Here is a 25,520-nt window from a genome sequence, read left to right as displayed (position 1 = left end):
CTGCGGCAGAATTCCTGCATCGACCTTCAAGGAGTCATCATGGAATCTGCCTCTACCAGCGCTGCGCTGCCTGCGCGCGCTTTACCCTCAGCCCGGTACATGCCGGTTAGCTTGTTCGGCTCAGTCATGAGCGTGGCCGGCCTGGCACTGGCGTGGCGTCTTGCCAGCAAATATTACGGCGCGAATACCGCAGTGGCCGACAGCATCGGCATGCTGGCCTTGCTGCTGTTTGGCGTGCTGTCGATTTCTTATTTAAGCAAGCTGCTGCGCTACCCAGAGCTGGTGCGGCAGGAATTCTCGCATCCGGTGATCGGCAGTTTCTTCGGTACGGTGGGCATCAGCGTCTTGCTGCTGTCGAGTGTGATCGGTAGTTATAGCGCGAACGCGCAGCTGGTGGTTTGGTGCATCGGCACTGTGGCTACCTTGGCGCTCAGTGTGATCATGATTTCGCGCCTACTCAATGGCAGCGCCGCGCCCACCAGCGTCGTGCCGGCTTGGCTGATTGCCGGTGTCGGCAGCCTTGATATCGTGGTCACTGGCGGCGCGCTGAAGGCGGAGTGGACTCACGAGGTCAACCTGCTGGCAGCAGCCGTTGGCGGCGTCAGTGCCATCGTCTTCTTTGTGCTGATCTTTTCACGCCTGATTCATCACGAGCCCTTGGCCGCGCCGATGCGGCCATCCAAAATGATCTTGGTTGCGCCGTTTGCGGTGGGCTTTATCGCGTACGTCAATCTGGTGCAGAAGGTGGATATGTTTGCGGCACTGCTGTTCTACTTCGGGCTGTTCCTGTTCGTGATTATCGCGTGGCGCTTGGTAACGCGGCCCGCGCCGTTTTCGCCAGCATGGTGGGCGATTGGCTTTCCGCTGGCGGCACTAGCGAACACCGCGCTTATCTACGCTGATGCGGTGGGCGGTGTGGTGTTGCACCTGATCGCCTTCCTGCTGCTGATGCTGCTGACCGTAGCGATTCTCGGGCTGGCACTGCGCACCCTCTACGCCCTGTGCACTGGCCGCTTTTTAACTGCTTAATCAAGGAATCCACATGAACATGCAACTGAACCTGAGCCAGAATCTCGACAGCTACGACGATTTCTACGACATGCTCACCGACTCGCACCACGACCTCGACGAAGGCCAAAGCAAAATGCTGGATGCGCAGTTGGTGCTGCTGCTCGCGAACCATATCGGCGACCTCAACGTCCTGCGCCAAGCCTTCGCGCTGGCGCGGGTGAATGTGGAGCAAGCGTTGCCGCACACGCCGAGCGCCGGCTAGACCATCTGCGCCCGCGTGCCAGAAAAGGCGTATAGTCCCGCAGGTCACATCTTGCACGAGAGGCCAGTCATGAAAATACCGGCATTGAAATCCGCTGCCGCCATCACCCTGCTGATCGCATCGGCTGCTGCTGCCGCTGGCACGGCCGAGGCGAAGTACGTGAACACGGACAAAATGACCGACGTGCCCCGGCATTACAAAGACCTGGAGGCCATGGAATACCTGTTCACCGAGCACCTGAAGCAACTGTCGGAGCAGCTTCCGGCGGGGCAGGTGCTGAAGGTGGAATTCCTGGACATCGACCTGGCCGGCGACGTCTTCCCGCGCATGCCGGTGCGCGACATCCGCGTGACCAAAGGCCAGGCCGACTGGCCGCGCATCGACCTGCGCTACAGCATCGAGCAAGACGGCAAGCTGATCCGCAGCGGCGAGGCCAAGCTGTCCGATCCGAACTACCAGCAAGGCATCAATCGATACCAGCAAGAGCTGTACGGCTACGAGAAACAAATGCTCGATACCTGGTTCCGCAAAGAGCTGCTGCCAGCGAAGCGATAAACGTGAAAAAGCCCCGTCACTTCAAACAGTTACGGGGCTTTTTTAACAGCTGGTTCTATTTAAATTTTAGAACGGGATGTCGTCATCCATGTCCGAGAAGTTCGGCGCTGGACGTGGTGCCGGGCGCGGCGCCGGGGCTGGTGGCGCCATTTGTGGGCGCGGGGCCGGGGCTTGGCGCTGTGGTGGGGCTTCGTAGCCGCCGCCGCCGCCGTAACCGCCGCCGTCATCCATGTTGTCGCCGCCCATACCGGCACGGCCGCCCAGCATTTGCATGTTTTCTGCAATGATGTCGGTTGCGTATTTCTCGACGCCGTCTTTGTCGGTGTACTTGCGGGTCTGCAGACGGCCTTCGACGTAGACCGACGAACCTTTTTTCAGGTACTGGCCGACGATTTCCGCCAGACGGCCGAAGAACGAAATACGGTGCCACTCGGTTTGCTCTTTCTGCTCGCCGGTGTTGCGGTCTTTCGATTTGTACGATGTCGCCACTGCAATGTTGGCGATCGCGTCACCGCTAGGCATGTAGCGAATTTCTGGATCGCGACCCAGATTGCCGACGATGATGACTTTGTTGACTGATGCCATGTTGTTAAAACTCCTGAGTAACGACCGCCGCCGTGCTGGCGGGCCTATTTATCTAAAAGCTAAACGGGGATTATAGTGCACCGCAAGTTGAAACGGCGCAAGAAAATACTGGTATTATATACAGTGCCGCGCCGCCGCAGCTCGATCTAGCGCAAGGTCGGCGCATATATCCAAACCCGGCTATAGTAACGGGTTGACTCTAAAGGCCAAATCAATGGAACAGATCCGCATCCGCGGCGCACGCACGCACAACCTGAAAAACATCAATCTCGATCTGCCGCGCAATAAGCTGATCGTGATCACCGGCCTGTCCGGCTCCGGCAAGTCTTCGCTGGCGTTTGACACGCTGTACGCCGAAGGCCAGCGCCGCTATGTGGAATCGCTGTCGGCATACGCCCGCCAGTTCCTGCAATTGATGGAGAAGCCGGATGTCGATCTGATCGAAGGCCTGTCGCCGGCCATCTCGATCGAGCAGAAAGCCACCTCGCACAACCCGCGTTCGACGGTCGGCACCGTGACCGAGATCCACGACTACCTGCGCCTGTTGTACGCGCGCGTCGGCACGCCGTACTGCATCAACCACCCGGATCAGGCGCTGGCAGCGCAGACCGTGTCGCAGATGGTGGACGCCGTGCTGGCGCTGCCGCAGGACACCAAGCTGATGATCCTCGCACCAGTGGTGGCCAACCGCAAAGGCGAGCATTCCGATTTGTTCGAATCGATGCAAGCGCAGGGCTTCGTGCGCTTCCGCGTGCAAAGCGGCACGCATGACGCAAAAATCTACGAAGTAGACGACCTGCCCAAGCTGAAGAAAACCGAGAAGCACACCATCGACGTGGTGATCGACCGCGTTAAGGTCAACGCCGACATCAAGCAGCGCTTGGCCGAAAGCTTTGAAACCGCGCTGCGCCTGGCCGATGGCCGCGCCGTCGCGCTGGAAATGGACAGCGGCGCGGAGCACGTCTACTCCAACAAGTTCGCCTGCAACACCTGCGGCTACTCGCTGCAAGAGCTGGAGCCGCGCCTGTTCTCGTTCAATAACCCGATGGGCGCATGCCCTGAGTGCGACGGCCTCGGTCACATCGAGTTCTTCGATCCGAAGCGCATCGTCGCCTTCCCTAACTTGTCGCTGGCTTCCGGCGCGGTGAAAGGGTGGGACCGCCGCAACCAGTTCTACTTCCAGATGCTGTCCAACCTGGCGGCCTACTACGAGTTCGACCTGGACCTGCCGTTCGAGCAGCTGCCGAAGGCGTCGCAGGAAGTGATCCTGCACGGCTCGGGCAAAACGCAGATCCCGTTCACCTACATCAATGAGCGCGGCCGCACCGTGGTCAAGGAGCACGCGTTTGAAGGCGTGGTCACCAACCTCGCGCGCCGTTACCGCGAAACCGATTCGATGGCGGTAAAAGAGGAACTGGCAAAGTTCATCAACGAGAAGAAGTGCCCATCGTGCGAAGGCGCGCGCCTGCGCGTGGAAGCACGCTACGTGAAGGTCGGCAGCGGCAAGCAAGAACGCGCCATCTATGAAATCGCCGAGAAGCCATTGCGCGAAACGCTGTCCTTCTTCGAACAGCTGAAGCTCAAGGGCGCGAAAAAAGAGATCGCCGACCGCGTGGTGAAAGAGATCATCTCGCGCCTGCAATTCCTGAACAACGTCGGCCTCGATTACTTGTCGCTCGACCGCAGCGCCGACACCCTGTCGGGCGGCGAAGCGCAGCGTATCCGCCTGGCCTCGCAGATCGGCTCCGGCCTGACCGGCGTGATGTACGTGCTCGATGAACCGTCGATCGGCCTGCACCAGCGCGACAACGACCGTTTGATCGAAACGCTGAAGCACCTGCGCGACATCGGCAATAGCGTGCTGGTGGTGGAGCACGATGAAGACGCGATCCGCACCGCCGACTACATCGTCGACATGGGCCAGGGCGCGGGCGTGCACGGCGGCGACGTGATCGCAGCCGGTTCGCTCAAGGACATCCTGAAGAACAAAAAATCGCTGACCGCGCAGTACCTCAACGGCTCGCTGAAAATCGAGGTGCCGAAGAAGCGCCACGTGGCCGATCCAGACAAGCAGCTGGTCATCACCGGCGCCACCGGCAATAACCTGAAGAAGGTCAACCTCAAGCTGCCGGTCGGCCTGATGACTTGCGTGACCGGCGTTTCCGGTTCCGGCAAATCGACGCTGATTAACGACACGCTGTACCCGGCCCTGTCGCGCCACCTGTATGGTTCGCAGACCGAGCCTGCGCCGCACGACGCTATCAGCGGCCTGGAGCACTTCGACAAGGTGATCTCGGTCGACCAGGCGCCGATCGGCCGCACGCCGCGTTCGAATCCTGCGACCTACACCGGTTTGTTCACGCCGATCCGCGACTTGTTCGCCACCGTGCCGACCGCGAAAGAGCGCGGCTACAGTGCCGGCCGATTCTCGTTCAACGTCAAGGGCGGCCGCTGCGAAGCCTGCCAGGGCGACGGCGTGATCAAGGTCGAGATGCACTTCCTGCCGGACGTCTACGTGCCGTGCGACGTGTGCCACGGCAAGCGCTATAACCGCGAAACGCTGGAAGTCCAGTACAAGGGCAAGAACATCACCGAGATCCTCGACATGACGGTCGAAGATGCGCACGAGTTCTTCAAGCCGGTGCCGCTGATCGCGCGCAAGCTGCACACGCTGCTTGACGTGGGCCTTGGCTACATCAAGCTGGGACAGAGCGCGACCACGCTGTCGGGCGGTGAGGCGCAGCGCGTCAAGCTGTCGCTGGAGCTGTCCAAGCGCGACACCGGCCGCACGCTGTACATCCTGGACGAGCCGACCACCGGCCTGCATTTCCACGATATCGACCTGCTGCTGAAGGTGATCCACCGCCTGCGCGACCAAGGCAATACGCTGGTCATCATCGAGCACAATCTCGACGTGATCAAGACCGCCGACTGGATCGTCGACCTTGGCCCGGAAGGCGGCGCTGGCGGCGGCAAGATCATCGCCAGCGGTTCGCCGGAAGAAGTGGCGGCCAACCCTGCCAGCGTCACCGGCAAATACCTGGTGCCGCTGTTGAAATAAGATGAAGCGCGACCTCGCCCCCACGCGGCTCGATCACATGATCGACATCGTCCAGCAGCACGCGCTGGACGAGCAGCGGGTGGCGACCAGCATTCCATTCTTATCGCTGCTGCGTTCCTCGCATCCCACGCCCGTGACCAAGGGCGTGTTGAAGCCTTCGTGCTGCGTGATCCTGCAGGGCCACAAGCGCGTGCACCTGGCCGACGAAGTGCTCGATTATGGCCCCGGCGAATACCTGGTGGTATCGGTCGATATGCCGGCCTCCGGCCACATCGTGCGCGCCACGGCGGACAAGCCCTACCTGCTGCTGAATATCGAACTCGATCCGCAGGAGATTGCGGCCATCGTGCTGGAAGCGAAGGTCGATATCGATACGCAGGAGCCGGTGCGCGGCGCTTTCGTCGGCCAAACCGATGACGCCTTGCAGGAGACCTTGTACCAGCTGGTGCGCTTGCTGCAAGCACCGCCGGCGGAAGCGGCCTTCCTTGCCGTCGGCTTAAAGCGAGAAATCATCTACCGCATGCTGACCGGCGCCTACGGCCGCCAGCTATATCAGAACGTGGTGCTGGACCAGCAGGATCGCGGCATCAGCAAAGCCATCGCGTGGCTCAAGGATCATTACGACCAGGCGATCAAGGTGGAAGACCTGGCGCAGGCCACCAATATGAGCGTCTCCAGCTTGCACCACCGCTTCAAGGCCGTGACCACCATGGGGCCAATGCAGTATCAAAAGCAGCTACGGCTCCAGCAAGCGCGCACCCTGCTGCTCAACGGCGATGTGGACGCCAGCACCGCCGCATATAAAGTCGGCTACGAAAGCGCCTCGCAATTCAGCCGTGAATACCGCCGCCTGTTTGGCGCACCACCGATGCAGGACATCAAAAAACTTCGGATCACGCCATGAACATCAACAAGAAGCGCTTACTACCATTGGGCATGGTGTTGTTTTTGTTTGCCATCGCCGCGCTGCTGGCCGATAAGTCGTGGTCGGAGAAACAGCAGCAGCTAGACCTGATCACCAACTTCTACAAAGATCACCTCGCGCGGCCGGAGACCCGGCAAGCGAGCCAGCTGCCAACAGGCTCCTTTTATTCCAGGGAGCTGGAAGCGCTGGTCGACGCCAACCTGCAACTGTGCGATAGCCTGTCGCGCGGCGACGATATCTGCGGCTACGGCGCCGATGGCGATGTATTCCTCGACGCGCAGGAAGTCTCGCCCAGCCTCGATTACGAACGCGCGCACTTCAACGTCACGCGCTCCGGCGAGGATACGGTCGATGCTTCATTCAACGTCTATCCCGACATGGGCTCGGCCTACGAACGGCAAATCCGCTATGTGCTGGTGCAAGAGGAGAACGGCTGGCGCGTGAACGATATGCTGTTCGGGCAAGGACGCTCGATGCGTCAAGAACTCCAGAAGGAAAACGAGACCGTGCTGGCGCGTGCACGCGAGCTGTCCGATGCGGCAGGCTGGGTGTTCAACTATCTGGGGAATGAGGACATGCTCGATCGCGCAGTGCGCTTCATCGCCTTCCCGGTGCAGGTGTGCGATCAATACGGCATTTGCACCGCCATGAAACGCGACGATCCGCGCCTGCTGCAAGCATTAGACGCGCTGGCAGACAACGGCGCCGATATGAGCTTCGTGCCCAAGCCCGGCGACGTAACAGCCAGTGAAGGCAAGGTCGTGGCAGTGCACGCCCTTGACTTCACCTTTCAGAACAAGGCGTGGTGGGTTACGAAGATTGACCTGCGACGCGCTGCTTCTCTGCCGCGACCCAATCCTTGACGTGGGTTTCCAGCACGTCCATCGGCAGGGCGCCCGCACCTAGCACCTGGTCGTGGAATTTGCGGATGTCGAAGCCGGCGCCCAGTTCTTTGCGAGCGTAGTCGCGCAGTTCCAGAATCTTCAGCTGGCCGATCTTGTAGCCCAGCGCCTGGCCTGGCCACACGATGTAGCGGTCGGTCTCGCTCTGCACTTCCACTTCCTCGATGCCCGAGTGGTCATGGAAGAAGTCCACCACCTGCTGGCGGTTCCACTTCTTGTAATGCAGGCCGGTGTCCACTACGAGGCGGATCGCGCGCAGCATCTCGTCCTGCAAGTGGCCGTAGTAGCTGTACGGGTCTTTGTAGAAGCCCAGCTCCTCACCCAGACGTTCCGAATACAGCGCCCAGCCTTCCACGTAGGCCGTGTAGCCGCCCTGCTGGCGGAAGTCCGGCAGGCCCTTGATCTCCTGCGCGATGGTCAGCTGCATGTGGTGGCCCGGCACGCCTTCATGCAGCGCGGTGGTTTCGATACCGATGGTGGAGCGGTGTTCGAAGTCGCCGGTGTTCACCATCACGCGGCCCGGACGCTTGCCATCCGGGGAGCCCGGCATATAGGCCGCACCGGAAGCGCCCTTCTCGGCGAATTCTTCCACTGGCTTGATCTCCACCTTGTTCTTCGGCAGGACGCCGAATTGGTTAGGCAGCTGTGGGTACATTTGATCGGTGTACTTCTGATAGAGATCGATGATCTCCTGGCGCGATTTCGGATGCAGCGCCGGGTTGTCGGCTACCGCCTTGTTGAAGGTTTTCAGATCGCTGTAGCCCAGCTTCTTCGCGGTTTCCAGCATCTGGCCTTCGATGCGCGCTACTTCCGACAGGCCCAGTTGGTGGATCTGCTCCGGCGTCATATCTGTGGTGGTCGAGTTGCGGGCCTTGAAGGTGTAGCGCGCGTCGCCGTCCGGCAGCGACCACATGCCCACGTCCTTGCGGCCATGCGGCAGGTACTTGGTCTTGGTGTAGACCGCCAGTTTTTTGTAGGCCGGTGCGACGTCGGTCTTCACCGCGGCCAGGATCTCCTTGCTCAAGCGCGCCTTGTCGGCGGCCGAGAAGTCTTTCGGGAAGCGCTTCAGCGGCTCGGCGTATGGCGAATCGGCTGGCTTCATGGCCGCCACGTCTTCGCACTGCTTGACGATTTTCGGGATCAGGAACTGCGGCGGCATCAGCTTGTCCTTCACGCCGTTGTCCATTTGCGCGCGGGTCTGGTCGAACAGCTTGGGCAGCGCGTGCAGGCGCTTGATGTAGTCCTCGTAGTCCTTCACGGTTTCAAACGGCAGCGCGGCCACGACTTGCGGGATGTCGAGGTGAACGCCGGAGTTCTGCGCCAGCGGCATCTCCCAATCCTTGAAGCGCGCGCCGTCGACGTTTTGACGCAGCTGGCGCAGCATCAGCTCGCGGTTCAGCTGTTCTTGCAGCGGGAAGCCGGTGGTGTCGACGGCTTCAAAGCGCTTGAGGAAATCGGCGCTGACCTTGATGTCGGCATCGATGCCGGCTTGCGAGAAATCGCTCCACTTGTCGTTGTAGCGCTTATCGCCCAGCAGCGAGGCCCATTCCGGGCTGCTGCGCATGGTGTAGTCCCACTGCTCTTTAATCAGGTTATTCAGAGTCGCACGGCGCGCTTCCAGGTCGGGAGCGGCGGTGTCGGCATGGGCCGCGCCCAGGATCAGGGAGAACAACAAGGCGCTGGCTGCGCCGATACGGGTAGTCGTTGTCATGGAGGCCTATCGTAAAAAATGTGGTGAGGCTGCACTTTAACGAGGAGCGCGGCAGGGCGCGGGCAAAATATGACGAAATGCCAAAAGTACGGCATGAATTGCAGAATCAGGCAACCCTGCGGCAGGAATCCCACTGATGCGGCGGCGCGCAGATTTCTAGAATGGCTCCATCAACCTAGCAAGGAGCTGTCATGCACACCATCGATCAGATTTACATCAACGGCCAGTTCGTCACCCCGCACGGCGAGGAGATGTTCGACCTTATCAATCCGACCACGGGCCAAATCGACGGCCAAGTACGGCTGGGCGACGCCGCAGACGTGCAGCGCGCCGTGGCTGCCGCCAAGGCTGCCTTCCCGGCATTTTCGCGCTCGTCGCTCGCTGAGCGCGGCGCAATATTGCAACGATTGCACGATGCGGTACTGGCGCGCGCCGACGACGCGGCCGCCGCGCTGGTCGAGGAATACGGCGGCCCGGTGAACACCAGCGTCGGCCGTTCGCGCTACACGGCGCAGATGTTCCTAGATGTTAAAAAAGTCATGGACGAACACCAGTTCGTGAAAACCATGAACAAGTCCAAGGTGGTGCTGGAGCCGGTGGGCGTGGTCGGCATCATCACGCCGTGGAATTCCAGCGCCTGGTTTATCGCCAATAAAGTGGCCACCGCAATTGCGGCCGGCTGCACGGTGGTGGTCAAACCGAGCGAGTTGAGCGCGCGCCAGAACCAGATACTGACCGAATGTTTCCACGCAGCACAACTACCGCCGGGCGTGGTAAATATCGTCAATGGCCGTGGCGACGTGGTCGGTGCGGCGCTGAGCGTACACCCGGATATTCAAAAGATTTCGTTCACAGGGTCTACGCCAGTCGGCAAGAGCATTGCCCGCTTGGGTGTGGATACCATGAAGCGCGTGACGCTGGAATTGGGCGGCAAGAGCGCCAATATTATTCTCGACGATGCGGACTTTGAAAAAGCGATTCCAGCCGCGATTCAAGCCTGCTTTATGAATAACGGCCAGGCGTGCATCGCCGGTAGCCGCTTGCTGGTGCCGGAAAATAAACTGGAATTGGTCAAGCAATTAGCCAAGGCAGCGGTGGAAGCCGTGAAAGTCGGCGATCCGCATCATGCGGAGTTTTCCGTCGGCCCTTTGGTTAATCAAAAACAATTTGAACGCGTTCAAAAATATATTCAAATTGGTTTGGATGAAGGCGCGGAGTTATTAGCGGGCGGCGTGGGAAAACCTGCTGGCCTGGAGGCCGGTTATTTCGTGAAGCCGACCGCATTTATTAACGTTAGCAATGATATGACGATTGCACGCGACGAAATTTTTGGCCCGGTATTGTCCATTATTAGCTATAAAACCGAGGAAGAGGCAATTCAAATCGCCAACGATACGCCATACGGTTTGCAGGCGTATATCAGCTCCACCAATCTCGATCGCGCTAACCGGATGGCCCGCGAGATCATCGCCGGCCGGGTGCATATTAATGGCATCCACGATGACTTGATTGCGCCGTTCGGCGGCTTCAAGCAATCCGGCATCGGCCGCGAGTTTGGCCCCTACGGATTGGACAGCTACCTCGAGCCGAAGGCAATTCTCGGGGTAGAGGCGCAATATCCGCGCTAATTCATGCCAAAAATTAGCACGTAAAGGCCAACATCCGGCATGACAGGCTCAGTAGTAGACGAGATCGTCATTGCAGTCCGGGAGCGAGCGCAGCAGGTTCCACAGCCTGCTGCGCATGACCAGATAAACCGCGACCGGTACGATCAATATTAAGCTCATCATTTTCGCTCCCATATTTCGCACAGGTGTGCGAAATTAAGTTAAATAAAACCCCAGACGGATCTGCGGCATCAGGAAATACGGTAGGACGCGATTAACCGGTCAAATGCCTTGAGCATATGGCGCCCAGCCGATTCTTCGCGCAGAAAACGGCTATCGTGAATCAAGCCGACGATTAAACTATAAATTTCGTACACCAATTGGCCGGGATCGGTATCCGGCTTTAAATGGCCTAATTCAATCGCCTGCAAAATAGTTCGGCGCAAAGAAGCACGCCATGCTTCGACACCTTGCTGCAAACGATCACGCAGCGGGCCATTTAAATCATCAAATTCAAAAGCGCCGGCGCTGTATAAACACGAATTATGCAAACCTTCATCCGAGATTCGGCGCGCCCATGTATTAACCTGTGCAATTAATCGCGGCAAGCCTTTTTCCAATTGCAGCGATGGCAGGAATATATCGGCAGAGAAACGGCGATCATATTCATCCAGCACTGCCGTCTGCAAAGCTTCGAGCGAACCGACGCGGGAAAATATTCCGCTTTTACTAATGCCGGTACGCTTGGCTAATTCACCGAGCGATAACTTGCCGATACCTTCGGCCGCCGCCATTTCCAACGCGGCATTAATGATGGTGGCGTAAGTGGCCTCGCTTTTTGCAGTCAACGTATCCATGGGCTGAACTTTAGCACACCTGTGCGAAACTGCAATCAAAAAAACGGCGCGTATTTCTACGCGCCGTCGCTGTCTCCTCCGGGCTGGCTTATTTTGCCAGGCGCTTCTCGAGGTCGGCTTTCACGGCCTTCAGTTCTTCAGGCAGGTGGTAAGCCAACTTGGTGAACAGTTCGTCGTGCAATTTCAGTTCTTCGCGCCATGCGTCCTTGTCGATCGAGGTGATGGTCTCGAACTCTTCCGGCGAGAACGGGATACCGTCCCAGTTCAGGTCGCCAAAGCGCGGGGTGGTGCCAAAGATGTTTTCGATACCGCCGGCTTCGCCTTCGATACGCTCCAGCATCCATTTCAGCACGCGCATATTGTCGCCGAAGCCAGGCCAGACGAAGTGGCCTTGCTCGTCGGTACGGAACCAGTTGACGCAGAAGATCTTCGGCAGGGTGGCGCCGTCGATCTTGCCTACTTTTTCGCCCAGATTCAGCCAGTGCTGGAAGTAGTCGCTCATGTTGTAGCCGATGAACGGCAGCATCGCGAACGGGTCGCGGCGCACCACACCCATCTGGCCGGCAGCGGCGGCAGTGGTTTCCGAGCCCATGGTGGCGGCCATGTAGACGCCTTCCACCCAGTTGCGCGCTTCAGTCACCAACGGCACGGTGGTCGAACGGCGGCCGCCGAAGATGAAGGCCGAGATCGGCACGCCGGCCGGATCGTCCCACGCTGGATCGATCACTGGATTCTGGGTCGCAGGCACGGTGAAGCGGGCGTTCGGGTGTGCGGCTTTGCCGGTCGATTCCGGCGTCCAATCGTTGCCCTGCCAGTCGATCAAGTGCTGTGGCGCCGGCTTGCTCAAGCCTTCCCACCACACGTCGCCGTCATCGGTCAGCGCCACGTTGGTGAAGATGGCGTTCTCGCGCAACGAGGCCATGCAGTTGTAATTGGTTTTTTCGTTGGTGCCCGGCGCTACGCCGAAGTAGCCGGCTTCCGGGTTGATGGCGTACAGACGGCCGTCGGCGCCCGGCTTGATCCAGGCAATATCGTCGCCGATAGTGGTGATTTTCCAGCCTTTGAACGAAGTTGGCGGAATCAGCATGGCGAAGTTGGTCTTGCCGCAAGCCGATGGGAAGGCCGCTGCCACATAGTGTTTCTTGCCTTCCGGCGATTCCACGCCGAGGATCAGCATGTGTTCAGCCAGCCAGCCAGTGCCGCCGTTTTGCGCGTCCTGGTGGCCCATGTTCGAAGCAATACGCAGCGCGAAGCACTTTTTGCCCAGCAGCGCGTTGCCGCCGTAGCCGGAACCGAACGACCAGATTTCGCGGGTCTCAGGATAATGCACGATGTATTTCGTGGCGTTGCACGGCCATGCCACATCTTTCTGGCCGGCTTTCAGCGGCGCGCCCACGGTGTGCACGCATGGCACGAATTCGCCGTCGGTGCCCAGCACGTCGTAGACGGCTTTGCCCATGCGGGTCATGGTGCGCATATTGACGGCCACGTATGGCGAGTCCGACAGTTCGACGCCGATGTGGGCGATCGGCGAACCCAGCGGGCCCATCGAGAACGGCACCACGTACATGGTACGGCCGGTCATGCAACCGTCGAACAGTGGATGCAGGGTGGCGCGCATTTCGGCCGGGTCCATCCAGTTATTGGTCGGGCCGGCTTCTTCTTTGGTTTTCGAGCAGATAAAGGTACGGTCTTCCACGCGCGCCACGTCGGTTGGATCCGAGCAAGCGAGGTAGGAGTTAGGACGCTTTTCCTGGTTCAGCTTTTTCATGGTGCCGGCGGCAACCATCTCAGCGCACAGGCGGTCGTACTCTTCCTGCGAGCCATCGCACCAGTAAATACGGTCTGGCTTGGTCAGGGCGGCGATCTCGGCGACCCAATTGATGAGCTTTTGCTGTTTGATGTAAGCTGGGGCGTTCAATGGTGCGACGCCACCCATTACAGGCTGGTTCATGGTACTTCTCCAATGCTAATTAAAATTCTGTGGTGGCAGGATCGTCGTCAGCTTTTGGCTTGCGCTCAGAGTTCCATTCGAAATGGATCGGCGGGTGTACGGCGGTCGTGCGCGGCCCGGATCTGGTCGTCGGGCCTTGGTTTTGGGCCGATTGTACACCCCTCAACAGGCGTTCCATACAAAAATGTAGGAGAATTAGTTGAGTAAAGTAGTAAGCTATTTGGGTTAACTTGGAACATGTTATTTCCCTACGAAATCAATCAAAACATCGCTTATCTTTCATGAAAATCGCCATCCTCGATGATTACCAGAATGCAACTCAAAGTTTGAAATGCTTTGAGTTGTTGGCAAACCACGAAGTAAAAGTGTTCAACAGCACTACTCGCGGGCTCGGTCAGCTGGCCATCCGGCTAGCGCCGTTCGATGCGCTGGTCTTGATCCGCGAACGCACCGCCTTCAACCGCGCGCTGCTGTCTAAATTGCCGAATTTGAAGCTGATTTCGCAAACCGGACGGCTTTCCGGCCACATTGATGTCGCGGCAGCGACCGAATTGGGGATTGCGATTGCCGAAGGCGTGGGCTCGCCGACCGCGCCGGCCGAACTGACTTGGGCGCTGATCATGGCAGCTGCGCGCAAGATCGTCCCTTATGCCAACAATTTGAAGGATGGGCTGTGGCAGACGGCATCCATCAACCCGCAATTGAACGGGCTGGGCTTTGTGCTCAAGGGCCGCACGCTGGGCTTGTGGGGCTATGGCAAGATCGGCCAGACCGTGGCTGGTTATGGCCGCGCTTTCGGCATGCAGGTGATGGTGTGGGGCAGCGAATCCAGCCGAGGCAAGGCGGTGGCCGATGGCCACACGGCAGCGGCGTCGCGCGAGGCGTTTTTCGGGCAGTCCGATGTGCTGAGCCTGCACTTGCGCTTGAACGAGGCGACGCGCGGCATCGTCACGGCGGAAGACCTGGCGCGCATGCAGCCAAGCGCGCTGTTCGTGAATACCAGCCGCGCCGAGCTGGTGCAAACGGACGCGCTGGAACAGGCGCTGGCCAAGGGCCGGCCGGGCTACGCCGCGGTAGATGTCTACAATTCCGAGCCGTTGGCAGCAGATTCGCCGCTGTTAAAGATACCAACCGTGCTGGCGACGCCACACCTGGGCTACGTCGAGCAGGATAGCTACGAAGTGTATTTCCAGCATGCGTTCCAGAACGTGGTGGAGTTTGCCAACGGCACGCCGGCCAACATCAACAACCCGGACTACGCCGCCCACGTCAAAGGCTAGTCGGCCTGCTCCGGCACTTCCGGCAAGCCGGTGAGATTGATGCGCGGGGTCGGCATGACGTGCACCTTGCTCCACAAGCCGGCCCAGCCGGGCGGCCACGGAATATCCGGGCCCGAGTAAGGCGGCAACGAGGCGCGCACCGGAATCACCGGCACCGGCGGCATATCGATCAGCGGGCCGCCATCGCTACGCTGCATGTCGAGGCTGTACATATAGCCCGGCAGCAGCGCATCGCAGACGGCGGCAAACCATGCCGCGTGATCCTCGTCGCGCCCCAGCGCCTGCGCCAGCCCTTGCGGATCGAACTTGGCCAGCGCGTGGATCAGCTCCTCGGTGCTGGCGCCCGGCAAATCGCCCCAGCCCATTACCGGATTGCTGTTGTAATCGGCGCCCGAGCCATACCAGCCCTCGCGCCACGAACGCTGCATCCAGTCGCGCGGGCCGGTAAACAAATGCCAGCGCCAATGCAGCCCGGACGGCTTGGGCCACGAATACAAGTAGAGTTTTTGATAACCAGCCTTGTGCAGCTCGCGCACCACGGCCATCAGGCGCGCGTGCGGCATGCGGTCGGGCGGGGCGCGGCGGAACAGGATGGCCTCGCCATCGGCAAACTGCACCTCGTCGGTGGACAGATTCAAATCGAGCGTGCGCGACTCGCTGCCGAAGCGGGCGGAAATCCAGCCGGTCAGCAAATTGACCGTCGTGATGACGCCATAGCCACGGTGGCGGTGGAAAATAACAGTGCCGGGAGCGAGCGCTTTCATAGTGTGCAGACGAACAAAGAAACCAGTGTAGACATAGTACGCCCAAGTTTCCAGTCCCGCGCATGGGTTATCATGCACATCATTTTCTTTTAGCTTGAGCTTTTATCATGACCCTGCGCATCCTGGCCACCGGCGGCACTTTCGACAAACACTACAACGAACTGAACGGCACCCTTGGCTTTGCCGATAGCCATGTGCCGGATCTGCTCAAACGCTGCCGCCTGACGATCGAAGTGGCGCTGGAGCAGCTGCCGCTGATGGATTCGCTGGACATGGTCGATGCCGACCGTGCGCGCATCCTGGCCTCGTGCCGCGCCGCCAGCGAGAAAGCCATCGTCATCATCCACGGCACCGACACCATGCCGCAGACGGCGCAGGTGCTGGGCCCGGCCAACCTCGGCAAGACCATCGTGCTGACCGGCGCCATGATCCCGTACGAGATCGCCAATTCCGACGCCATGTTCAACCTCGGCTTTGCCGCCGGCGTGGCGCAGACCTTGCCGCCGGGCGTGTACGTCGCCATGAACGGCAAAATCTTCGCGTGGGACAACGTGCAGAAAAACAAAGCGGCCGGCGTGTTCCAGCCGCTGTAACCCCAAATCCGGGGTCAGTTCTGCCATTGGTACATGAGCTCGTGTGCGGTTGGCAGAACTGACCCCGGTTTTATTTGCGCGGCGCCAGCAACGGCGGCGGCGTGTCGGGGGCGTATAAGTTCATCTGCAAGTGCGTGGCGGCCTGGGCGCGCTGCGGTTCCAATGAAGCGCTAAGCACCGGGTACGCGGCTAGCGCCTGCACCAGCCCTTGCACGCGCTCGCTCATGGCCATCGTCGCCAGCGGCGGGTTTTTGGCGGCATTCAGGGCCGCCAGCTGCGCGCTGCTCAGGCCCGCCGTCTGCGCGGTGGTGAAGACGTTGGCTTGCGTGGCGCTGAAGGCGCTGATCTGCGCGGTCGACAATACCTTCAACTGCGCGCTGCTCAGGACGCGCAAATCGGCCGTCTCCATCGCCGCCAAATCTTCCTGCTCCAAGGCCACCAAGGCCGTTTTGCTGAGTGCGCGTACTTGCGATGCAGTCAGTCCCACGATCTGATCCGTCGTCAGGGCCACCACCTGCGCACTGCTCAGCGTGGCGATGATCTGCGTCGACAGCCCGCCAAATTGATCGCTGCTGAGCGCCACCATCTCGCTGCTCGACAGCGATTGGTACTGGCGCGAACTCAGGCCCGCCAATTGCTGAGAACCGAGCGCGGCAAACTGCTCGTCGCTCAAGGCGCGCAGCGCCGCCGTCGACAGCACCGCCACTTGCCGCGCATTCAGCGCTGCGATTTGATCGGTATCCAGCGCCGCCACGGTGGCCGTCGACAGCGACGCGATCACGCCGGTATTCAAGGCGCCCACATCCTCGGCCTCCATGCTGGCCACCATGGTCGGATCGAGCGCGCGGAATTGCGCACTGCTCAGCGCGGCCGATTGCCACACTGTCAGCGCCCGCAGCTGGTCGCTGGACAGCGCCCGCACTTGATCGTAGCGCCAGCCAGCCATCGCGGCCGGTTTCAGCGCGGCGATTTGTTCCGGCAGCAGTTGCGCCACCAGCGCGCTCGACAAGGCAGCGATGTGATGGCTGCCCAGTCCGCTCGCTTGCGCCGTGGTTAGCCCCAGCACCTGGTCGCTGCGCAGCACCTTCAGTTGTCCCAGACTCAGGCCGCTAATGGCCGCGCCGCTCAGCGACGCAAAGTCCTCCGCTTCCAGCGCTGCAATCACCTTGGTGGACAAGGCCGCCACCTGCGCCGCGCTCAGGCGGGCAACTTGATCGGTAGTGAGCGCCACCGCCTGTGCGGTCGTCATGCCGGCCAGCGCCGCCGTGCGCAATTGCCCGATCTGGTTGGTGCTCAAGTAGCTGATATCGTGATTGACGCCGCCCAGCGCGGCAAACTGCGCCGAGTTGAGCGCCGCGATAAACGCCGCCGGCAGCGCGCCGAGTTTCTCCGCTTGCAGCGCGGCCAGATTGCGCGTTGATAGGCCACCCAGCTGCGCCGCGCTCAAGCCCGCCACTTGCGCCGTACTTAGCGCGAGGAACTGATCGCTGCGCAGCGCATTCAAGCTGGACGAGGACAAAGCCGCCATTTGACGCGGCGTCAGCGCCGCCAGCTTATCGCCATCGAGCAAGGCCAGCAGGCGGGTGGACAAGCCACCGATCGCAGCAGCGCCCAGCGCCGCCAGCCTATCAGTGCCCAGTCCGGCAAAAGTGTCGTTGGACAGTAAGTTGACCTGGCGGCTACTCAGCGCAGCGAAAGCCGCCGTGCTAAACGCTTGCCAGCGGCCGACATCGAGCGCCTGCACTTGCCGCGTACCCAGTGCCGCAAGCTGATGGCTGCCAATCGCGCCCAGCTGATCCTCGGTCAGCGCCAGCACCTGGTTCACATTCAGTACGCCGATTTGACGCGTGCTGAGCGCGGCGATGTCCTGCGTTTCAATCGCGCCGATCTCGGTCGCACTCAACTGCGCCACCACCGCCGTGCCCAGCGCCGCAATCTGGCGCGTGCTGAAAGCGGCAATCTGATCGGTGCGGAACATATCGCTGCCAGTATCGCGCTTGGTCGGCAGGAACGGCAATTGGATCATCGTCAGCGCGGCAATCTGGTCGGTGGTGAGCGCGTGCATCTGTTTAGCGGTGAGGCCGCGCAGCTGCATTTCGCGCAGCGCGGTCAATTGCTGGGTCTGTAATGCAGCCAGCACCTCGGGGCGCAGCGCGCTGATGCCCTTGGCGTTGAGCACCAGGGCTTGCGGCGTAGTCAGAGCGGCCAGTTGCTCGGCAGTGAGCGCCGCCATGAAGCTGGTCGATTGCGAGGAAGTGGTCAGCTGGGACAAGCCGAGTGCCGCAAAATCCTCGGCTTCAAGTGCCGCAACGCTGCTCATCGGCAGCGCTGCCAGTTGCTTGGCGCTGAGGAAGCGCGCTTGCGCGGTGGTCATGGCCTGCACAAAATCGGTGGACAGCTTGGCTAGATCGGTGGTGGTCAGGGTGGCGATCAAGCGCGTACCGCCGGCCGCGAATTGCGCGGTCGTCATATTGGAATTAAAGCTCATAGGGTTTCCTTTTTATCGTGCGCTGAAGTGGATCGGCGGACGAAACCGGCCGCCGCATACGCGGCAAGCCGGGGGACAAGGAAATTAACGCGGCAAAGCCAGCAGGCCTTGTGGTGCTTGCAGCGCTTTCAGGCGCAATTGCTCGTGCTCGGTATGCGCGGCGATGCTGGCCGGTGCGGCCGCATACTGCTGCAAGGCCTCGCCAAGCTGCGCTGCGTGCGCCGTCAATTGGCCGCCGCCGGCAGGCGGCGTGGATGCGCCGCTGTCGAAGTTGGACAAGGCCTGCGTCAAGCCGCTGACCTTGCTGCTCAAGCCCTGCGCGAACCACACGTCGGCCGCCGCATGCGACTGGCCATCGGCCGTGGTGTAAGTCGAGGTCAGGCCGACCAGGTTGCCATGATCGACGGCATCGCTGGCCTGCACATCCAGGTTCAGGCTGGTGATGTGCAGCTGGTCCAAGGTCTGCAATTCGCTCGCCTGGCTGATGCCGTCTGCATCGGCGTCGATCCACACGCGCAGCTGGCCGTAGCGCGCATCCTTGGCGTTGATGACGCCGTCGCCGTTGCTATCCAGTGCGGCCAACGCCTCGTAGCCGTTGCTGGCAGTGCGGCCGTCGGCCAGGCGCGTGGCCGAACCGAACAACTCGCTGCCGTCGTTGATGATGCCGTCGCCATTGCGGTCCAGCGCCAGCAAGCCGTCACCCGATCCCACCCAGCCGGTCGCGCGCTTGCTGCCGCTGGCCGCGAGGTCGAATTGCACGCCCGCTTCCAGCCCCAGCGTGCGCACGCCGTTGCCGTCCAGGTCCAGCACCAGCGGCGTCACGAACGGCATGGCCGCCTTCTGGTCGGCGCTAAATGCCGCCTGCTGCGACGCCGTCAGCGCATGGAATTGCGTCGAGGTCATCACGTGGGTCTGCGTGGTGGTCAGCTGCGCCAGCTGCGCATTGCTCAAGGACGCCATCTGGAACGGCGTCAGCGCGCGGATTTGCTGCGTGCCGAGGCTGGCGATATCGTCCACCTCGATTGCTTGCAAATTAGATGGGCTGAGGTCGGCAATCATGGCGGTGCTCATTGCCGCCAATTGCGCGCCGGAGAAGCCGGCCATCTGTGCCGCCGTGAATTGGTTGGCGCTGTCACTCGGCTTCAGCGCCGCCATTTGCGCCAAGGTCAGTGCCTGCACTTGCGGCACCGTCAGCCCCAGCAATTGCTCATCGGTCAGCGCGCGGATCACGCTGGTACCAAGCACGGCGATGTCGACTGCTTCCAGCGCCGCCAGCTGGGCCGGGCGCAGGCGTGAGATTGCCGTCGAGTTCAAGGCGGCCACCTGCGTTTCGCTCAGGCCGCGCAACTGTGCAGCGCTCATTGCCGCCAGCAGGTTGCCGTCCTTGGCGGCCGCGTTCAGCAGCGCCGGGCTGATCACCGAGATGTCTTCCAGGTCGAGGTAAGCCACTTGCGCGGCCGACAGCGCGGCCAGTTGCGCACTGCCCAGCGCCGCCACCTGGTCGGCACTCAGCGCGGCAATCTGGCTGCCTTTCAGCGCCAGCAATTGCTGGGTCTTCAGCGCTGCCACCGCCGACAGTTTCAAGGCCGCGATATCTTCCGCCTGCATGGCGCCAACCACGCTCAAGGGCAGAGACGCCAACTGGCCGCCGCTCAAGGCCGCTGCCTGCTCCACCGTCAGCGCCGCTGCTTGCGCCGAGCTCAGGCCAGCAAAGGCCTTGGTGCTGAGCGCCGCGATCTGCGCCGTACTCAGGGCGGAGATGCCCATGCCTTTACCACCGAGCACGTTCAATTGTTCGGAGGTCAGGCCGGCAATCGCCGCCACGCTGACCGCCGCCAGCGCATCCAGGCTGAGCGCGCCAATATTGGCGGCAGTCAGGCTGCCGAACTGCAGCGCCGTCAGCGCGTGCACTTGATCCGAACTCAGCATGCCGAACTGGGCGATGCTCAAGCCGCTCAGCTGCAAGGTGCTGAGCGCCGCCACTTGTGCCGTGCCGAGGCCAGCGATCTGGCCGCCGCTCAGCGCGCGCAGGAAGGCCGGCGACAGCGAGTTCAATTGCTTGATGCTGAGCGCGGCGATCTGGTCGCTGCCGAAGGCCTTGATCTGCACATTGCTCAGGAATTGCAAGGCGCTGGTGTTGATGGCGGCAATTTGCGCCGAACTCAACAAGTCAAAATTCACGGCCTGCCCCGCCAGACTGACGCCCAGCGCGGCAATCTGCGCACCGGACAAGCCAGCCACCGCTTGCGTGCTCAGCACAGCCACGTCGGTATCGAGCGCGCTGATGGCCGCCAGCGACAGGCCGGCCAGCTGACGCGAGCCCAGCACGGCCACCTGTTCCTCGCTCAGCGCATTGACCTGCGCCGTGCGCAGCGCAGCCAATTGCTGCGAAGCCAGCGTGACGATTTGGCGCGTGGTCAAACTCTGCATCTGGTCGGCGTTGAAGCGGGTCAAGGCGCCGTTGCTGAGCGCGGCAATCGCCTGCGTGTTCAGCGCGGCGAGATTGTCGCCGCTGAAGGCGGCAATCTTGGCGTCGCTCAGCGCATTGATCTGGCGGCTGTTCAGCACGGTAATCTGCGCCGTGCTCAGCGTGGCCAGCTGGCCGGCGGTCAGCGCCGCCATTTGCGCCGTGCCCAGGCCGACGATGGCGCGGGTTTGCAGCGCGGCCACATCCTCTTCTTCCAGGTTGGCGATGGCCGACAGGGACAGCGCGCCGAGCTGGCTGCTGTTCATCACAGCGGCTTGGTCGAGGCTGATGGCGACCGCTTGCGCCGCCGTCAATCCACTGAGCGCGCCGCTGCCCAGCGCGGCAAACTGGGCCGTGTCCAGCACGCTGAATTGATCAACGCTGAGGCTGGCCAACTGGCCCGAGGACAGGCCGCGAATGGTGTTGACTTTCAGCGCGGCGATGTCTTCCAGATCGAACGCGCGCAGGTCGGCATTCGGCAAGGCCGCCAGCTGGGCGCTGCTGAGCGCCGCCACCTGGTCCGAGGTCAGCGCCTGCGCCTGCTGGGTACGCAGGCCGGCCAGCGCGTTGGTGCGCAGCGCGGCGATCTGTGCCGTGCTCAGCGACCAGATCGCGCTCTCGCCGCTGCCATACGGATCGTTGCCCAGCACGGACAGCTGCGCGGCGCTCAATCCCGCCAGCGCGGCCGGCTTCAAGGCGGCAAGGTTATCGGTGTTGAGGACGGCAAGCTTGGCCGGCGACAGCCCCGCCAGTTGCGCCGAGCTCAGCGCGGCGATTTGCACCGATTGCAGGTTGAACACCTGGTCGCTGTTCAGCGCATTCAATTGGCTGGTGCCCAGCGCGGCGATCTGGCGGGTCGACAGTGCGGCCACCTGGTCGGTGGTTAGCGCGGCCAGCAAACGGTTGGACAGGCCGGCAATCACGCCGGTGTTCAGCACCGGAATGTCGTTCAACTCCAAGCCCTGCAAGCCATCCGAGCTCAGCGCGGAGAATTGGGCGGCCGTCAGCGCGGCAATCTGGGCGCTGGTCAAGGCCGTCACCTGGTCACTGCTCAGCGCGGCGGCCTGGCGCGTGCTCAAAGCGGCCAAAGCCGCGATGCGCAAGGCGGCCAGGTCGGCGGTTTCCAGGGCCACGATGTCATTGGTGGTTAGCGCACTCAACTGCAAGCTGCTCATCACTGCCGCCTGCGCGGTGCTCAAGGCAACGATCTGGTCGGTGGTCAGCACCGCAATCGAACGGGTGCCCAGCGCGCCGAACTGCGCGGTGGTCAGGCTGCCGAACAGGTTGCCTGCCGGATCGGCGCCCAGCGCCGCCAGTTGCGACGGGCTCAGCGCCAGCAGCATGGCAGTGCTCAGTGCGCGCATGCCGTCGCTGCCAATGGCGGCAATGTCGTCGCTGCTCAGGCCCGGCAAGTTGCGCGTGCTGAGGCCGATGATCTGGCGGCTGCCCAGCGTTGCCACTTGTTCCGGGCTCAGCGCTTGCAGCTGCTTGCTGCTGAACACCGCGAATTGTTGCGAGCTCAGGCTGTTCAATTGGTCCGAGGTCAGGCCGGCAATCATGTCCGCCGACAGCGTGGCGATAAACGCCGGGCCCAGCGCGGCCAGACTATCGCTGGAGAAGCCGGCAATCGCGTCGCTCGGCAGCGCGCCAAGCTGGCGCGTGTTGAGGGCGTTGAACTGGGCCGGCGTCATGGCCGCCAGCTGGTCGCTGGTCAGGGAGGCGATTTGCTGCGTGCTCAGCGCGGCGATGGCGGCGGTGCGCAGGGCAGCAAAATCGACCGCTTCCATGGCGGCCAGCGCCTCGGTGCGCAAGCCGCGTACCTGGTCGCTGCTCAGCGTGGCGACCTGGCTGGTGCTCAGGGCGACGACTTCGTCCGAGGTCAGGCCGGCCAGCGCCTTGGTGGTCAGGGCAGCGATCTGGCGCGTGCTCAGCGCCTGGATATCCATGTCCAGCGCGCCCAGCTGCGCCGAGTTCAGCGCGGCAATCGCGTTGGTGCTCAGTGCGGCCACACCGGCGCTGCTGAAGGCGGCCACGGTATCGGTGCTGAGGCCGGCGATCTGGCGCGAATTCAGCGCGCCGATCTGCGCCGAGCGCAAACTGTTCACTTGATCCGAGGTCAGCGAATTCCACTGGCCCGCGCCAAAGGCGTTCACTTGCGCGGTGGACAGGCCCACCAGCTGATTGGTGCCAAGCACGATCAAGGTATCAGTGGCGATCGCGGCGATGGTGTTGGTAGCCAGCGCGCCAAAGTCGCTGCTTTGCATGCCCATCAGCGCCGTGTAGCTGAGCGCTGCAAACTGCTTGCTGCTCAACACGCTCGCTTGCGCGGTGGTCAGCGCGGTGACTTGATCGGCCTCCAGCAGCGCCACTTGCGCGGCGCTCAGGCTGGCGATGACGTTGGTGCTCAGCGCGGCAAAGTCCCCCGTCTCCAGCGCCGGCACCAGCTTCAGGCCGATGGCGGCGATTTGACTGCTGCTCAGGGCTGCGGCTTGCGCCGTGGTCAAGGCAACGATCTGATCGGTGCTGACGCCGGCCCACGCGGTGGGGCGCAGCGCGGCGATTTGCGCGGTGCTGAGCGCGGCAATCAGGCTGCCGCTGCCATCGTCGTCCAGCGCCGCCAACTGGCTCGAATTGAACGCCGAGATGGCGCCGGTGCTGAGCGCGCGCACAGCGGCGCTGGCAAGCACCGTCACATCATCGGTGCTCAGCGCCGCCACTTGCTGCGAGCCGAGGCCGACGATTTGCCTGGTACTCAGCGAGGCGATCTGGGTGGTGGTCAGCGCATTGATCTGGCCGCTGCTCATCACAGCCAGGTGGCGCGAACCAAGGCCGGCCACTTGCGCCGTACTCAGCAGCGACAGCAACTGGTTGTTCAGCAGCGGCACGGCGCTGGTGGTCAGGGAGGCGAGGTCAGCGCTCGACAGGCCGGCCAAGGTATCGCTGTGCAAAGCCGCCAGCTGGCGGCTATTCAGCACCGAGAACTGGGCGGTGGTGAAGGCGGCCAGTTGCGCGCTGCTCAGCACCGCCATCTGCTTGGTCGATAGCGCGGCAATCGCATAGGTTTTCAAGGCCGCGATGTCGGCGGCGGGCAGCGCTTGTATCACGGCGGTGGACAGCGCGCCGATTTGCTCGCTGCTGAGGGCGGCCGCTTGGCGGCTGGTCAGCAGCGCCGCCTGGTCGCCGTTCAGCGCGGCCAGGGTGGCGGTGCGCAGCGCGGCGATCTGCGCCGTGGTGAGGCTGGCGATGGCGCTGTAGTCATCACCGCCCAGCACGCTGAATTGCTTCGAACTGAGCGCGGCAATCGCGGCCGTGCTGAGGTAAGGCAGATCGCCGCCATCCAGCGCGAGGATGTCCTCGGTGGACAGGCCGGCGATCTGGCGCGAACCGAGCGCGGCCAACTGCGCGCTGCGCAGATTGGTGATCTGGTCGCTGCTCAAGCCGGCGAACTGGGCGCTGCTCATGACGCTGATTTGCTGCGTGGTCAGGGCGCGGATCTGGTCGGTGCTCAGTTGCGCCAGCACGGCGGTGGACAGCTGCGCAATGGCGCCGGTGCTGAGGGCGGCGATGTCGGCGGTCGGCAAGCCGGGCAGCGCATCGCTGTTCAGGGCTGCCACTTGGCGCGTGCTCAGCGCGGCAAACTGGGCGGTGGTGAAGCCGGCCAGCTGGTCGGCGCTCAACAGCGAAATCTGGCGCGTCGACAGGCCGGCAATGGTGGCGGTCTTCATGGCGCCGATATCTTCGGCTTCCAGCGCGGTGAAATTGTCCGAGCTCAGGGCGGCCAACTGCGCCGAGCTTAGCGCGGCGGCCTGGCGCGTGGTCAGCGCCACGGTCTGGTCGGCGGTCAGGGCGGCGATCTGCTTGCTCGATAGCGACGCGATCACTTGCGTATTCAGGGCGGCAAAGCCGTCGTTGCTGATGGCCTGGATATCGTCGGTGGACAGCGCCACGGTCTGGCGGCTGCCGAGCGCGGCAAACTGCTGGCTCAGCAGGCTGGCGATTTGCGACACGTCCAGCGCGGCGATGTTAGCCGAACTCAGGGCGGCGATGTCGGCCGTTTCAAACGCCACGATGGCGTCAAACGCGAGGCTGGTAAACGCGCGCGTGCCCAGCGCCGCCACTTGTGCCGTGGTCAGCGCCACCACCTGGCCGGTGGTCAGCGCGCCCATCAACGCGGGTGCAGCGGCGCCAGCGGCATTCAGCACGGCGGGCTTGAGCGCGGCAATGGCCTGGGTGGTCAGCACCGAGAAATTGTTCGGCGCCAGCACCGAGAGCTGCAAGCTGGTGAACGCGGCCAAGTGATCCGGGCGCAGCGCTGGCACCTGCTCGTCGGTCAAGTCCACGATGTCCGCAGTCGTCCATGCCGCAACGGCCGCGACCGACAAATTGGCAATTTGCTGCGTGGTTAGACCGATCGGACTGCTCATGGACAATTCCTCTTTTGCTAAGACTTTTCACTATAGCAGAAATTGCTTTAATTTCCACAAGGCAACCACGAATT

16 protein-coding genes are annotated in these 25,520 nt (G+C 62.0%); 9 read left to right on the top strand and 7 right to left on the bottom strand.

Going from position 1 to position 25,520, the window contains the following annotated elements; translation table 11 throughout:
- Positions 1-39: 39 nt before the first annotated feature.
- The 3 genes from GTP45_RS22830 to GTP45_RS22820 all read left to right on the top strand — a co-directional run bounded on the left by GTP45_RS22830 (position 40) and on the right by GTP45_RS22820 (position 1,828).
- Positions 40-1,029: an SLAC1 anion channel family protein gene (locus GTP45_RS22830; RefSeq protein WP_161016126.1), complete on the top strand. Its 990-nt coding sequence runs from the start codon at positions 40-42 to the stop codon at positions 1,027-1,029.
- Positions 1,030-1,048: 19 nt separating this feature from the next.
- A complete protein-coding gene (locus GTP45_RS22825) occupies positions 1,049-1,273 on the top strand; it encodes a DUF2783 domain-containing protein (protein ID WP_161016189.1) in 225 nt (74 codons plus the stop codon).
- A gap of 69 nt (positions 1,274-1,342) precedes the next feature.
- Entirely contained in the window at positions 1,343-1,828 is a 486-nt protein-coding gene (locus tag GTP45_RS22820) for a DUF3016 domain-containing protein (protein ID WP_161016125.1), read from the top strand.
- 66 nt (positions 1,829-1,894) lie between these two features.
- On the opposite strand, the gene ssb is transcribed toward GTP45_RS22820, so the two are convergent.
- The gene (ssb, locus tag GTP45_RS22815) at positions 1,895-2,413 is read right to left on the bottom strand and encodes a single-stranded DNA-binding protein (RefSeq protein ID WP_161016124.1); all 519 of its coding nucleotides are present in this window, start codon (positions 2,411-2,413) and stop codon (positions 1,895-1,897) included.
- Positions 2,414-2,627: 214 nt separating this feature from the next.
- On the opposite strand from ssb, the gene uvrA reads away from it, so the two are divergent.
- From uvrA to GTP45_RS22800, 3 genes are read left to right on the top strand one after another with little or no spacing between them, the layout of a single operon-like run.
- On the top strand, positions 2,628-5,474 hold the full coding sequence (uvrA, locus tag GTP45_RS22810) for an excinuclease ABC subunit UvrA (protein WP_161016123.1): 2,847 nt from the start codon (positions 2,628-2,630) through the stop codon (positions 5,472-5,474).
- A gap of 1 nt (position 5,475) precedes the next feature.
- A complete protein-coding gene (locus GTP45_RS22805; RefSeq protein WP_161016122.1) occupies positions 5,476-6,378 on the top strand; it encodes an AraC family transcriptional regulator in 903 nt (300 codons plus the stop codon).
- A complete protein-coding gene (locus tag GTP45_RS22800; RefSeq protein ID WP_161016121.1) occupies positions 6,375-7,262 on the top strand; it encodes a hypothetical protein in 888 nt (295 codons plus the stop codon). The genes GTP45_RS22805 and GTP45_RS22800 overlap by 4 nt, the downstream gene beginning before the upstream one ends.
- Here GTP45_RS22800 and GTP45_RS22795 read toward each other — a convergent pair.
- Positions 7,210-9,012 (bottom strand): DUF885 domain-containing protein, encoded by a 1,803-nt coding sequence (locus tag GTP45_RS22795; protein ID WP_161016120.1) that lies wholly within the window; start codon positions 9,010-9,012, stop codon positions 7,210-7,212. The two genes, GTP45_RS22800 and GTP45_RS22795, sit on opposite strands and share 53 nt — an antisense overlap.
- A gap of 191 nt (positions 9,013-9,203) precedes the next feature.
- Here GTP45_RS22795 and GTP45_RS22790 point away from each other — a divergent pair, with 191 nt between their 5' ends.
- On the top strand, positions 9,204-10,640 hold the full coding sequence (locus GTP45_RS22790; RefSeq protein WP_161016119.1) for an aldehyde dehydrogenase family protein: 1,437 nt from the start codon (positions 9,204-9,206) through the stop codon (positions 10,638-10,640).
- Between the two features lie 230 nt (positions 10,641-10,870).
- On the opposite strand, the gene GTP45_RS22785 is transcribed toward GTP45_RS22790, so the two are convergent.
- A complete protein-coding gene (locus GTP45_RS22785; protein ID WP_161016118.1) occupies positions 10,871-11,476 on the bottom strand; it encodes a TetR/AcrR family transcriptional regulator in 606 nt (201 codons plus the stop codon).
- Between the two features lie 88 nt (positions 11,477-11,564).
- On the bottom strand, positions 11,565-13,430 hold the full coding sequence (locus GTP45_RS22780) for a phosphoenolpyruvate carboxykinase (GTP) (RefSeq protein WP_161016117.1): 1,866 nt from the start codon (positions 13,428-13,430) through the stop codon (positions 11,565-11,567).
- A 281-nt stretch (positions 13,431-13,711) separates the two neighbouring features.
- On the opposite strand from GTP45_RS22780, the gene GTP45_RS22775 reads away from it, so the two are divergent.
- Complete coding sequence (locus tag GTP45_RS22775; RefSeq protein WP_161016116.1) at positions 13,712-14,710, top strand: D-2-hydroxyacid dehydrogenase family protein; 999 nt, start codon at positions 13,712-13,714, stop codon at positions 14,708-14,710.
- Here GTP45_RS22775 and GTP45_RS22770 read toward each other — a convergent pair.
- On the bottom strand, positions 14,707-15,474 hold the full coding sequence (locus tag GTP45_RS22770) for a phosphonate C-P lyase system protein PhnG (protein WP_161016115.1): 768 nt from the start codon (positions 15,472-15,474) through the stop codon (positions 14,707-14,709). The genes GTP45_RS22775 and GTP45_RS22770 overlap by 4 nt on opposite strands.
- A gap of 107 nt (positions 15,475-15,581) precedes the next feature.
- Here GTP45_RS22770 and GTP45_RS22765 point away from each other — a divergent pair, with 107 nt between their 5' ends.
- Positions 15,582-16,067 carry an asparaginase domain-containing protein gene (locus GTP45_RS22765; protein ID WP_161016114.1) on the top strand — a complete coding sequence of 162 codons (486 nt, stop codon included), beginning with the start codon at positions 15,582-15,584 and terminating at the stop codon, positions 16,065-16,067.
- A 70-nt stretch (positions 16,068-16,137) separates the two neighbouring features.
- On the opposite strand, the gene GTP45_RS22760 is transcribed toward GTP45_RS22765, so the two are convergent.
- Both GTP45_RS22760 and GTP45_RS22755 read right to left on the bottom strand, forming a co-directional pair.
- On the bottom strand, positions 16,138-18,555 hold the full coding sequence (locus GTP45_RS22760) for a hypothetical protein (protein ID WP_161016113.1): 2,418 nt from the start codon (positions 18,553-18,555) through the stop codon (positions 16,138-16,140).
- An 84-nt stretch (positions 18,556-18,639) separates the two neighbouring features.
- Positions 18,640-25,446 (bottom strand): beta strand repeat-containing protein, encoded by a 6,807-nt coding sequence (locus tag GTP45_RS22755; RefSeq protein WP_229258590.1) that lies wholly within the window; start codon positions 25,444-25,446, stop codon positions 18,640-18,642.
- Positions 25,447-25,520 lie beyond the last annotated feature (74 nt).

This window comes from Duganella rivi (assembly GCF_009857435.1).
Taxonomy (GTDB): domain Bacteria; phylum Pseudomonadota; class Gammaproteobacteria; order Burkholderiales; family Burkholderiaceae_D; genus Rugamonas; species Rugamonas rivi.
The sequence above is the reverse complement of the archived record's forward strand: the minus strand, read 5'-3'. Positions and strand labels throughout refer to the sequence as shown.